Below are 12,732 nucleotides of genomic sequence, written 5' to 3'. Positions count from 1 at the left end.
TAATTATAATAGCAATTACTTCAAGGAGGAATTCCATGTCTTCATTCACTCACTTTAACGACCAAGGCCGTGCCAAAATGGTCGACATTAGCGATAAAAAAGTGACAGTGCGAACAGCAATTGCTTGCTCTAGCATCCTTGTTACGAAAGAAATTTATGATAAAATCTCTCATAATGAAATTGGGAAAGGCGATGTATTAGCCGTCGCACAAATCGCCGGTATTATGGCTGCTAAACGCACTTCTGATATTATTCCGATGTGCCACCCTTTACTTCTAAAAGGAGTAGATGTTTCATTCGATTGGGAAACGGCGAAAGGGCAATACCGTTTACGAATTGAAGTAAAAGTAAAAACAGAAGGTAGCACTGGCGTTGAAATGGAAGCCTTAACAGCAGCTTCTGCGACCGCTCTTACCGTGTATGATATGTGTAAAGCTGTTGACAAAGGTATGATTATCGGCGAAACATATTTACTTGAAAAAACAGGCGGAAAAAGTGGAGATTATATTAGAAATTCACAATCCTAATTTAGTCCCCTGAACCTAAAGGACAACCTTTAGGTTCAGCCTATATATCTTGCATATAATCGCTTCGCCACTTTCATATCATTTGTCCCATGAATAAATGCCCTGCCATCTGTAAATAACACGAAACGATATTCATCAACACGAAACGATAGTAAATATGGTGTCGTTTGCACATCCACACTTTTTTGTAAGCGCTTTTTAATTTCTTCTAAATTAAGAAGTTGCGGCGCCCCTGGACGGATTTGAACTGTATTTCGCCCACATAGAACCTCTGTTTTCATCTGTGATTCAAACGTTAAACTTGGGTACGTGCGCAGTTTTCCGCAAGATGGACATTTGTCTTTTTTCTGCCTATTCACTTTAAACGCCATGTGCTGATTGTTCCAAAGATCAAATGACAGCATCGTTTCACGAAGCGCTCCAAAATCTTCTACCAATATTTTAAGTGCTTCTGTCACTTGATGCGCAACAACCAATTGTACAGCTGGCTGTATAATTCCTGCCGTATCACACGTTGCACCACTAGATGGATGCTCCATCAAACAGCGAAAACATGGTGTTTTTCCCGGAAGAATTGTATATGTGACGCCATAGCTTCCAACGCATCCTCCATATATCCAAGGAATATTGTATTTTTGCGAAATGTCATTAATAAGAAGACGCGCTTCAAAATTGTCAGTCGCATCTAATATTAAATCCACATTCTTAATTAACTCTTCCATTTCTTGCACCGCTACATCTGTTACAACTGGTACAATTTCTACTTCAGAATTAATCTGCCTTAAACGCTCGAATGCTGCGACTGCTTTCGGCTTATACTGCTTTGCATCTTCTTCTGTATATAACTGCTGCCGCTGTAAGTTACTCCACTCGACATAATCACGGTCAGCAATCGTCAGTTTTCCAATTCCCGCTCTGACAATCGCCTCTGCACTTGCTGCTCCTAGTGCACCGGCACCTATAATGAGTACATGCTTTTCTCTTATTTTCCTTTGGCCTGCTTCGCTAACCCCGGAAAATAACATTTGTCTTGAATAACGCTCCTGCACGCGACATCCCCCCTTCTTACCCTCCGATATAAGACATTTCAATTTTCGGACGGTTATTTGCACTTTCTTCAGTCCGCTCATCAGAATACCGGTCTTCTCGATATTCCCATACATCTTGCACTACCTTTAATAAATCGGGATCAGAAATACCTTCTCGAAGGAGCTTCCGTAAATCCGTTCCTTTCGTTGCAAACAAACACGTATAAAATTTACCATCTGCCGAAATCCGTGCTCTTGTACAAGAAGAACAGAAAGATTCAGAAACTGAAGTGATAAATCCAACTTCCGCATCACTGTCCACGTAACGATAACGCTTAGCAACCTCTCCAAAATAATGAGGATCTACAGGCTCAATCGAATATACTCCGCTAATCTTCTCAATCAATTCTTGTTTCTTAATTACTTGTTCAAAATTCCATCCGTTCGTACTGCCGACGTCCATAAACTCGATAAAGCGAAGCGGAATTTCCTGTTCTTTGAAATAAGCAACCATTGGAATAATTTGACTATCATTCATCCCTTTTTTCACAACCATATTCACTTTCACATCAAGTCCAGCTTCTTTTGCTGCCGTAATCCCTTTTAGCACAGGTTTTGTACTAATATTCCGGCCATTAATTTTGCGAAACACATCGTCCTCTATCGCATCTAAACTAACATTCACTCGGTGTAACCCTGCTTCTTTTAACGCCTTTGCTTGCTTTGTTAAGTGAATGCCATTTGTCGTTAGTCCAATATCTGTTAAGCCATCCAGCTTCGCGAGCCGTTCAATAAGCTTTGGCAACTCTTTACGTAGTAATGGTTCACCGCCTGTAAGCCTAATTTTTTTTACACCCATACCTACAAACAATTTTGCTAATCTTTCAATTTCATCAAATGTAAGCAAAAATTCTTCTTGTAAAAATGCATAATCAGGCCCGAATACTTCTGCCGGCATACAATATGTGCACCGAAAGTTACAACGATCAATGACAGAGATGCGTAAATCTTGAAGCGGACGCCCTAAAGAATCTCTAATCTTCTCGCGCATCGTCACCCCTCCTTTTCTGCTAAATTCTATCTGTCTTCATTCTATTATAATATATTTTTAAACTGCGATGTTTTTGCTCGAGCTCTTTATTGATTTTCCATGTTTTTTATTTGCCTCCATCATAAAAAAGAAGCAGGATATACGTTGTGATATTTCTCACATCGTACCTGCCATTCAAAAATTCTTCACAAATCCGTTCGAATTTTGTTCACATTTCAGTTAAAATTACTTTATTTGTGTCCGATATTCCTCTCCCCACTCACGCATAAGTGTAATAATTGGTGTAAGAGATTTTCCGAATTTCGTTAAAGAATACTCCACTTTTGGCGGAACTTCTTTATATACTTCCCGGTGGATTACTCCAGCGGCCTCAAGTTCTCTTAACTGCCTTGTTAACATACGCTGCGTAATGCCAGGCATCAATCGCAAAAATTGATTAAAGCGAATCTCTTTGGTATTCATTAAATGAAATAAGATAACTCCTTTCCATTTTCCACCGATTACATCTAACGTTACTTCCACTGAACAACGATTTATATCTTTCTGTTCCATTTTATCACTCTCCATTAGTATACAAATTGATACTATATGCTAAAAATGTGCGTACTTATATCATTCATTGTACTATTGTAGAATCGATTTTGTAATCAACTTACTATAAAAAAGTAAATAATTAAAAGGTGGTTATTTAAATGGAACATACAAAAGAAGAAATTTTAAAAGCTTATCAATTTAGACATGCATGTAAAGAATTTGATGTAAATAAAAAAGTCTCTGATGAAGATTTTCATTTTATTTTAGAAACTGGTCGACTTTCTCCAAGTTCATTTGGTTTTGAACCTTGGAAATTTGTTGTGATTCAAAATCAAGATATTCGCAACAAACTTCTCCCTGTGGCTTGGGGAGCTCAAAAACAATTACCAACAGCGAGCCATTTTGTCGTTATATTAGCTCGTAAAAAAGAAGATATGATTTATGACTCTTCCTATATTTCTAACTTCATGAAAAATATTCAGCAGCTTCCCGAGGAAGTCGTAACGATGAAGCTTGGTTTTTATAAGGCGTTTCAAGAAACTGATTTTCAATTATTAGAAAGCGACCGTGCCATGTTTGATTGGGCTTCTAAACAAACATACATCGCTCTTGGTAATATGATGACTGCAGCTGCCCAAATCGGCATTGATTCTTGCCCAATTGAAGGGTTCCATCAAGAAAAAGTAGAAGCGATTTTAAAAGAAGAGGGAATTGTTTCAGGTGATACATTTGGTGTGTCTGTTTTAGTTGCTTTTGGTTATCGAGCGGAAGAACCAAAACGTGATAAAACTCGTCAAACAATGGATATGGTTGTTGAATGGATTAAGTAATGTAAAAGAAAAGAGTGTCTACAAAGGACACTCTTTTTTTCATTGTGAAAAGTGCGCTTGTTCACTGCTAAAAATAAACTTATTACTTATAATAAAAAGATATTTCTTGCATTTTCACCATATTTACATCCAAAATAAGAAATAGACTGCTTTAAAAAGAAAGGTGATTGCTGTGACAAACCGTACGGCATTATCGGAAGACTTAAAGGAATTACTTGCATCTGTTGAATATAAAATGCAGATTAATAAAGGAAGTTATATTTTCCAAGAAGGTGTGGAGGCAAAAGAACTCTATATCGTCCGCTCTGGAAAAGTACAGATTAGTAAAATTAGTGCTGACGGACAAGAGTTAACACTTCGCATTTGTTCAAAACACGATATTATCGGGGAGTTGACATTATTTACGGACAATGCAAAATATTTATTAAATTCGAAATGCCTGGAAGATGTTGAAGTTGGAGTCATTAAACGAGATGCTTTAGAAAAGGCATTGCTTGAAAAACCTGCTCTTGCATTTGAATTTATGAAATGGATTAGTGAACATTTACGAAGAATGCAAACAAAATTCCGTGATTTAGTGTTACATGGAAAAAAAGGAGCTCTTTATTCCACGCTCATTCGCATGACAAACAGTTATGGCATATTAAAAGAGAATGGTATTCTTATCGATCTACCTTTAACAAATCAAGAGCTTGCGAATTTCTGTGCAACCTCACGTGAAAGTGTAAACCGTATGTTAAACGATTTAAAAAAACAAGGAATTATTTCTATCCATAAAGGAAAGATTACCATTCATAATTTACAATTTTTAAAATGTGAAATTGCTTGTGAAGATTGCCCTACCTCTATTTGTAGCATTGAGTAGCCTCTCTATTTGAGATGCTACTCTTTTTTCTTTCTCCTTTACTCTACATAAAAAACTCTCTCTGTACTGTGCAAAATGTCACAACTTTTCGGAATTTTTTTTAATATCAATCTGATTTTTGACAATCTGTTGAACTGTGATAGATATCACATCTCTATTTTGCATGCTCTCTTATAGTGAAAATAAGCAAGAGAGACGCAATAAAGGAGTGAACAGTATGAAAAAGAAACCTTCAGCATTAATGAAACGTTTAAAATATTTTTCTCCGATAGATCGCTATAACGACAATCATACACAAGAAACATATGAAGACCGTGAATGGGAAAACGTGTATAGAAAACGATGGCAACACGATAAAGTAATCCGCTCTACACACGGCGTTAACTGCACTGGTTCTTGCAGCTGGAATATTTATGTGAAAGATGGAATTGTAACTTGGGAAGGTCAAGAACTGAACTATCCTTCTACCGGCCCTGATATGCCAGATTTTGAACCGCGTGGATGTCCGCGTGGAGCAAGTTTTTCTTGGTACATTTATAGTCCACTTCGCGTGAAATATCCATATGTACGTGGTGTCCTTTGGAATATGTGGCAAGAGGAACTTCAAAATCACAAATCACCGCTAGACGCTTGGAAAAGCATTGTGGAAAACCCTGAAAAAGCACGTACTTATAAAGAGGCGCGTGGTAAAGGCGGATTCATTCGTGCTAGTTGGGATGAAGTATTACAACTAGTCGCTGCTTCCTTACTATACACAGTGATCAAATATGGTCCAGACCGAAATGTTGGTTTCTCACCAATTCCAGCTATGTCGATGTTAAGTCACGCTGCTGGTAGCCGCTTTATGCAGCTCATGGGTGGACCTATGCTCAGCTTCTACGATTGGTACGCTGACTTACCACCAGCTTCTCCGCAAATTTGGGGTGATCAAACAGATGTACCTGAAAGTAGTGATTGGTACAACTCTGGTTACATTATGACATGGGGTTCAAACGTACCAATGACAAGAACACCAGATGCCCATTTCTTAGCGGAGGTACGTTATAAAGGAACGAAAGTCGTTTCCGTAAGTCCTGACTTTGCTGAATCCACAAAATTTGCTGATGATTGGATTAGCGTAAAACAAGGTACAGACGGTGCGCTTGCGATGGCAATGGGACACGTCATCTTACAAGAGTTTTACGTAGACAACCAAGTGGAATACTTCACAAATTATGCAAAACAATATACTGATTTTCCGTTCTTTGTCACATTAAAACAACAAGGAGACCAATTTGTTGCAGATCGTTTCTTAAACGCGAATGATATTGGTCGTGAAACAAAGCTTGGCGAATGGAAACCTGTTCTTTGGAACGAAAACACCAATAATTTTGCAACGCCTCATGGCACAATGGGGTCACGCTGGGATAACGAAAAGAAATGGAACTTACGTTTAGAAGACGAGCAAACAGGCGAAAAAATTGATCCACGCCTTTCTTTACTTGGCATGGAAGATGCAGTTGAAACTGTACAAATTCCATACTTCTCCGATGACGGAAACAAAATATTAGAGCGAACAATTCCAGTGAAAAAAATTGCAACAAAAAAAGGCGACATTTTCGTTACAACTGTGTACGACTTAACGTTAGCAAACTACGGTGTCAACCGCGGACTTGGCGGGCAAGAACCGAAAGACTTCAATGATGATGTTCCATTTACACCAGCATGGCAAGAAAAAGTGACCGGAGTAAAACGAGAACTGATTATTCAAATCGCTCGTGAGTTTGCTCAAAATGCTGTTGATACAAATGGACGCTCGATGATTATTGTCGGCGCTGGTATTAACCATTGGTTTAACTCTGATACGATTTATCGCGCGGTTCTAAATCTTGTTCTTCTCGTTGGTGCACAAGGTGTAAACGGTGGCGGTTGGGCGCATTATGTTGGGCAAGAAAAATTACGTCCGGCAGAAGGCTGGCAAACAATTGCAATGGCAAAAGACTGGCAAGGTCCGCCGAAATTACAAAACAGTACATCCTTCTTCTATTTTGTAACAGATCAGTGGCGCTATGAAGATACACCAGTTGGCCATTTAGCATCGCCAGTTGTCGGCAACTCACGCTATCAACATCACGGTGATTACAATGTGTTAGCTGCTCGTCTTGGTTGGTTACCTTCTTATCCAACATTCGAGAAGAATGGAATTGAACTATATAAAGAAGCTGTCGCTAGTGGCGCAACAACGGGAGAAGAAATCGGAAAATATGTTGCGCAAAAGCTAAAAGAAAAAGAACTTAAATTTGCAATTGAAGACCCAGATAACAAAAATAACTTCCCGCGCAATTTATTCGTATGGCGCGCAAACTTAATCTCAAGTTCTGGTAAAGGGCACGAGTATTTCTTAAAACATTTATTAGGTACAACAAACGGATTAATGAATGACGATAGCGATTCATTACGACCAGAAGAAATAAAGTGGCATGAAGAAGCACCTGAAGGAAAGCTTGATCTACTGATTAACTTAGATTTCCGTATGGCTGGAACAGCACTTTATTCTGATATCGTCCTTCCTGCCTCAACTTGGTATGAAAAACACGATTTAAGTAGTACAGATATGCATCCGTTCGTACATCCATTTAATCCGGCAATCGGTTCACCGTGGGAAGCACGCTCTGACTGGGATATTTTCTGTTCCCTTTCTAAAGCAGTCTCTGATTTAGCAACAGAACTTGATCTTGATCCGATGAAAGAAGTTGTGGCAACACCACTTCTTCATGATACACCGCAAGAATTGGCACAGCCGCTTGGCAAGATTAAAGATTGGAGCAAAGGTGAGTGTGAACCAATACCAGGAAAGACAATGCCGCAAATTCATGTTGTAGAACGAGATTATAAAACAATTTATGACAAGATGACAGCGCTTGGACCAAACACTGGGAAGCAGCCAATTGGTACGAAAGGGATTTCTTGGTCTGCAGAAAAAGAATATGAACAATTAAAGAGTCGATTAGGCGTTATTCGCACTGACTCTATCGCCAAAGGATGCCCTGATATAACAGAAGCAATCAATGCTGCTGAAGCGGTGTTAACCCTTTCTTCTACAACGAACGGTCATATGGCTGTAAAAGCATGGGAAGCTCTTGAAAAACAAACAGATTTACATCTGCGCGATTTAGCAGAAGAACGCGAAGAAGAATGCTTTACATTCGAACAAATTACTGCGCAGCCAAAAACGGTGATTACTTCCCCTGCCTTTACTGGTTCTGAAAAAGGGGGACGCCGTTACTCACCATTTACAACAAATGTTGAGCGCCTTATCCCTTGGAGAACGATAACTGGACGACAATCGTTCTACTTAGATCACGATATGATGAAGGAATTCGGTGAAACAATGGCAACATTCAAGCCAATCTTGCAACATAAACCGTTCCGTAAATCACGCCCTGAGGTAGAAGGAAAAGAAATTACACTAAACTATTTAACACCGCATAATAAGTGGTCGATTCATAGTATGTACTTCGATTCCTTACCGATGTTAACGCTGTTCCGTGGTGGTCCAACTGTTTGGATGAACAAAGATGACGCCGCCGAAGCTGGTGTTAGTGATAATGACTGGATCGAATGCTTTAACCGTAACGGCGTTGTCGTAGCACGTGCCGTTGTAACGCACCGCATACCAAGAGGAATGGCCTTTATGCACCACGCACAAGACCGTCATATTAACGTGCCTGGTACAAAATTAACGAGCAACCGCGGAGGAACGCATAATAGCCCAACCCGCATTCATGTAAAACCAACACATATGATTGGTGGATACGGTCAATTAAGCTATGGATTTAACTACTACGGTCCAACTGGTAACCAGCGTGACTTAAACGTCGTGATCCGCAAACTGAAGGAGGTAGATTGGCTTGAAGATTAAAGCGCAAGTCGGAATGGTAATGAACCTAGATAAATGCATCGGCTGCCATACTTGTAGCGTAACGTGCAAAAACACCTGGACGAATCGTCCAGGTGCTGAATATATGTATTTCAACAACGTGGAAACAAAACCTGGGATTGGTTATCCAAAACAGTGGGAAGATCAAGAAAAATATAAAGGCGGCTGGGAATTAAAAAACGGTGAAATCCAGCTAAAATCCGGTTCGAAAATGAAACGTCTCATGAACATTTTTCATAACCCAGATCAACCTACAATCGATGATTACTTTGAACCTTGGAACTATGATTATGAAACATTAACAAATAGTCCGCAGCGAAAACATCAACCGGTAGCTCGCCCAAAATCAGCAATTACTGGAGAGTTTATCGACAAAATTGAATGGGGCCCAAACTGGGAAGACGATTTAGCAGGCGGACATATAACAGGCTTGCAAGATCCGAACGTCAAGAAAATGGAAGAAGATATTAAAACAGATTTCGAGAATGTCTTTATGATGTATCTGCCTCGCATTTGCGAACATTGTATGAATCCATCTTGCGTTTCTTCTTGCCCATCTGGAGCGATGTATAAACGTGAAGAAGACGGGATTGTCCTTGTTGATCAAAATGCATGCCGCGCTTGGCGATTCTGCGTTTCTTCTTGTCCATATAAAAAAGTATATTTTAACTGGCAAACAAATAAAGCAGAAAAATGTACAATGTGCTTCCCGCGTATCGAAGCTGGTATGCCAACGATTTGCTCTGAAACATGCGTAGGACGTATTCGTTATATTGGGGTAATGTTATATGACGCTGACAAAGTAAAGGAAGCCGCTTCTGCACCAAACGAAAAAGATTTATATGAATCTCAGCTTACTGTCTTCTTAGATCCAAATGATCCAGAAGTAGCTGCGGAAGCAAAAAAACAAGGTATTCCTGAAGAATGGATTAAAGCGGCTCAAGAATCACCAATTTATAAAATGATTATTGATTGGAAAATCGCCCTTCCTCTTCACCCAGAGTACCGGACAATGCCGATGGTTTGGTATATTCCACCGCTTAGCCCGATTATGAATATGGTGGAAGGGAAAGGAAGCAACTGGCAAGCAGAAGAAATTTTCCCTGCTATTGATAATATGCGTATTCCAATTCAATATTTAGCTAACTTACTTACTGCAGGAGATGAATCACATATTCGTCTTACATTGAAAAAAATGGCTGTTATGCGAACTCATATGAGAGCACTGCAAATTAATAAAGAACCAGATGAAGCTGTATTAAAAGAACTCGGTTTAACGAAAGAAGATGTAGAAGATATGTATCGCCTTCTTGCGATTGCAAAATATAAAGACCGTTTCGTTATCCCTACATCTCACCGTGAACAAGTTGCAGATTTATATAGTGAACAAGGAAGCTGCGGCCTTTCCTTCACAGGCGGCCCAGGTTCTTGTATGACACTCTCTTAAACTAAGGAGGTAATAGCTATGAAACAAGGTTTACAAACTGCTTTTTCTTGTGCTTCCTTCCTTCTCTCCTATCCTGAAACAGGATGGAGAGAAGCTTTACCAGAACTACAAGAAACAATTGATACGATTACACATGAAGAAATTCACACGTTGCTTACAGCTTTCATCAAACAAGCTCAAGAAAAAACAAACGATCAACTCATTGATTCTTACGTATATACATTCGACTTTGGAAAGAAAACAAATATGTATCTCACTTACATGAACACAGGTGAACAAAGAGAGCGTGGAATTGAATTATTAGAGCTAAAACAACACTATCAAAAAGCTGGCTTTGCGGTAACAGATAAAGAACTACCTGATTATCTACCGCTTCTACTTGAGTTTCTCGCAAACGCAAATGAAGAAGATAGCGAACCAATTATGAGTAGATACACGAAAGATATACAAGCATTACACGGACAGTTAAAAGAAGCAAATTGTATGTACGAACCAATTCTTGCTGCCATTCTCCTCGCCATCGATGCCTGGGGAGTACAAGCGAATTAGAAAGGAGTGTCGTCAAAATGATGGATCAATTTTTATGGGTGCTGTTCCCCTATATCATTTTCGCAATCTTTATCGGTGGACACATTTTCAGATACAACTATGATCAATTTGGCTGGACATCAAAATCTAGCGAACTATTAGAGAAGAAAATGCTCCGAATCGGAAGTTTACTCTTTCACTTTGGCATTATGTTCGTAATCGGTGGACACATCATGGGAATATTAATACCAGAATCTGTATATACCTCTTTCGGTATTTCTGAGCATATGTATCATATGGTCGCTATCGGCTTCGGTCTTCCTGCAGGAATTGCTTCAATTGTTGGTTTAGTGATTTTAATGTATCGTCGCTTTACAGTAAAACGCATTATCGCAACAAGTACAAAAGGAGATTATGTCGCCCTCGTCCTCTTGTTCATTGTAATGTTAGCAGGTCTATCCTCTACATTTTTCAATATTGATGCAAAAGGATTTGATTATCGAACAACAATTGGCCCATGGTTCCGCAGCCTCTTTGTTTTCCAGCCGAAAGCAGAATATATGGCAGAAGTACCTATTTGGTTTAAAATCCATATCATTGCAGCGATGGGGCTCTTTGCAACATGGCCATTTACAAGACTTGTACATGTCTTTAGCGTTCCAGTAAAATATTTACGCCGTAGCTATGTTATTTATCGAAAAAGACAACCTATTGAATCTGAAAAAGCAAAAATCCAATAAAAAATAGCACCTATCTTATAAAAATAAGATAGGTGCTATTTTATTTTTCCGTTAATCTTCCATATTCATTTTACTATTTATTCGGATTCCAAGCACCATTACTTTCGAAATAGTACTTTACTCCTTTAATGAGTTGCCAACCTGTTTGCATTGCCCCACTTCCGTTGAAGTAGTACCATTTTCCATCAATTGCTTGCCAACCTGTTTGCATTGCTCCGCTTCCGTTGAAGTAGTACCATGTGCCGCTAATTGCTTGCCAGCCTGTTTGCATTGCTCCGCTTCCGTTGAAGTAGTACCAAGCACCGTTAATTGACTGCCAGCCTGTTTGCATTGCTCCGCTTCCGTTGAAGTAGTACCATACGCCTCCTACTTGTTGCCAACCCGTTTGCTTCACGCCGTTTGTATTGTAGTAATTCCATACAGATCCATTTTGTTTCCAACCTGTTTGCACTGTTTGACCTTGTTGCATCGCACCGTTAGCACCAAGTCTGTAACCGTCAATCGTTGTATTAGCTGCCATTTGGCCATTACCATAAAAATAGTACCATGTACCCTTAATTTCCTTCCAACCTTTCGCTTTCGTTCCATTTTGATCATAGAAATACCACTTTCCATTATCTTGTTTCCAATTGTTATGATAATGGTATTCTCCTGTTTCAAGCCCATATTTCCCACAGTTTGTTCGGCAAGTATGTCCACCATTTTTGTCCAATCCACCAGGGCTTGCATAAGCAGCTGTCGTTGATCCCATAATTGTTAGACCAACTGCCATCGCTAAAACTTTCATATTCTTTTTCATAGATTCACTTTCCCCTTCTCTTTATCTATTTATCTATCAAGCATTATTATATGATAACCGAATGATATTAATAAAGAATTGTGTTTTTTACATATTATAAAAATATAAATTCCCAGACTTCTAATATTCTCTATCTACTAAAATAATACGTTTCCTTTTATAAATCGTTTTACTACGGCAGTATCTGGCACTAACCCAAATAAATAGTGATTTTATATTATTACTAGGTGAACCTCTTGTTTCTATTACAACAAAGGTATTGAACATCCAATTTATCCCGCTATCTGCAGGCAGCAAGCCCCCACCTTTTCCCTCTCCTTGTTCTCCTTGACAACCATATGTACGAAAAAGACGTAAACAATGAAAAAATAAGAAAATCCCCTACTTTTGAAGTGACCCCTGTCAAGTAGACTGTATTCAAAAAGCACAACTAAGTAACCTGAGTTCTATATTTATATGGACTC

The 12,732-nt window shown here is 39.1% G+C and carries 11 protein-coding genes; 7 read left to right on the top strand and 4 right to left on the bottom strand.

The genetic code is table 11. The annotated features are described in order from the left end of the window. Positions 1-35: 35 nt before the first annotated feature. Positions 36-527: a cyclic pyranopterin monophosphate synthase MoaC gene (gene moaC, locus JDS96_RS10365; protein WP_018764551.1), complete on the top strand. Its 492-nt coding sequence runs from the start codon at positions 36-38 to the stop codon at positions 525-527. A gap of 35 nt (positions 528-562) precedes the next feature. On the opposite strand, the gene JDS96_RS10360 is transcribed toward moaC, so the two are convergent. The 3 genes from JDS96_RS10360 to JDS96_RS10350 all read right to left on the bottom strand — a co-directional run bounded on the left by JDS96_RS10360 (position 563) and on the right by JDS96_RS10350 (position 3,158). Further along, a complete protein-coding gene (locus JDS96_RS10360; RefSeq protein WP_016116709.1) occupies positions 563-1,576 on the bottom strand; it encodes a molybdopterin-synthase adenylyltransferase MoeB in 1,014 nt (337 codons plus the stop codon). Positions 1,577-1,592: 16 nt separating this feature from the next. Next, positions 1,593-2,606, bottom strand: a complete 1,014-nt coding sequence (gene moaA / locus JDS96_RS10355; RefSeq protein WP_199666735.1) for a GTP 3',8-cyclase MoaA — start codon at positions 2,604-2,606, stop codon at positions 1,593-1,595. 225 nt (positions 2,607-2,831) lie between these two features. After that, positions 2,832-3,158, bottom strand: coding sequence for a winged helix-turn-helix transcriptional regulator (locus tag JDS96_RS10350; protein WP_018764554.1), 327 nt, complete (start codon positions 3,156-3,158; stop codon positions 2,832-2,834). A gap of 140 nt (positions 3,159-3,298) precedes the next feature. On the opposite strand from JDS96_RS10350, the gene JDS96_RS10345 reads away from it, so the two are divergent. From JDS96_RS10345 to narI, 6 genes are all read left to right on the top strand, one after another. After that, positions 3,299-3,970: an NAD(P)H-dependent oxidoreductase gene (locus tag JDS96_RS10345; protein WP_199666734.1), complete on the top strand. Its 672-nt coding sequence runs from the start codon at positions 3,299-3,301 to the stop codon at positions 3,968-3,970. Positions 3,971-4,142: 172 nt separating this feature from the next. Beyond that, on the top strand, positions 4,143-4,835 hold the full coding sequence (locus JDS96_RS10340) for a Crp/Fnr family transcriptional regulator (RefSeq protein WP_016116713.1): 693 nt from the start codon (positions 4,143-4,145) through the stop codon (positions 4,833-4,835). A gap of 217 nt (positions 4,836-5,052) precedes the next feature. Further along, positions 5,053-8,736, top strand: a complete 3,684-nt coding sequence (locus tag JDS96_RS10335; RefSeq protein ID WP_199666733.1) for a nitrate reductase subunit alpha — start codon at positions 5,053-5,055, stop codon at positions 8,734-8,736. Further along, positions 8,726-10,201 carry a nitrate reductase subunit beta gene (narH, locus tag JDS96_RS10330; RefSeq protein ID WP_018764557.1) on the top strand — a complete coding sequence of 492 codons (1,476 nt, stop codon included), beginning with the start codon at positions 8,726-8,728 and terminating at the stop codon, positions 10,199-10,201. The genes JDS96_RS10335 and narH overlap by 11 nt, the downstream gene beginning before the upstream one ends. Positions 10,202-10,219: 18 nt before the next feature. Beyond that, positions 10,220-10,750 (top strand): nitrate reductase molybdenum cofactor assembly chaperone, encoded by a 531-nt coding sequence (gene narJ / locus JDS96_RS10325; RefSeq protein ID WP_003201180.1) that lies wholly within the window; start codon positions 10,220-10,222, stop codon positions 10,748-10,750. Positions 10,751-10,767: 17 nt separating this feature from the next. Then, a complete protein-coding gene (gene narI, locus JDS96_RS10320) occupies positions 10,768-11,469 on the top strand; it encodes a respiratory nitrate reductase subunit gamma (RefSeq protein ID WP_006096259.1) in 702 nt (233 codons plus the stop codon). A gap of 73 nt (positions 11,470-11,542) precedes the next feature. On the opposite strand, the gene JDS96_RS32785 is transcribed toward narI, so the two are convergent. Further along, positions 11,543-12,268 carry a YHYH domain-containing protein gene (locus tag JDS96_RS32785; RefSeq protein WP_199666732.1) on the bottom strand — a complete coding sequence of 242 codons (726 nt, stop codon included), beginning with the start codon at positions 12,266-12,268 and terminating at the stop codon, positions 11,543-11,545. Positions 12,269-12,732: the final 464 nt, after the last annotated feature.

The sequence above is a fragment of the Bacillus cereus group sp. N21 genome, from assembly GCF_016483395.1.
GTDB lineage: Bacteria > Bacillota > Bacilli > Bacillales > Bacillaceae_G > Bacillus_A > Bacillus_A pseudomycoides.
This window is presented reverse-complemented; position numbering and strand designations above follow the sequence as displayed.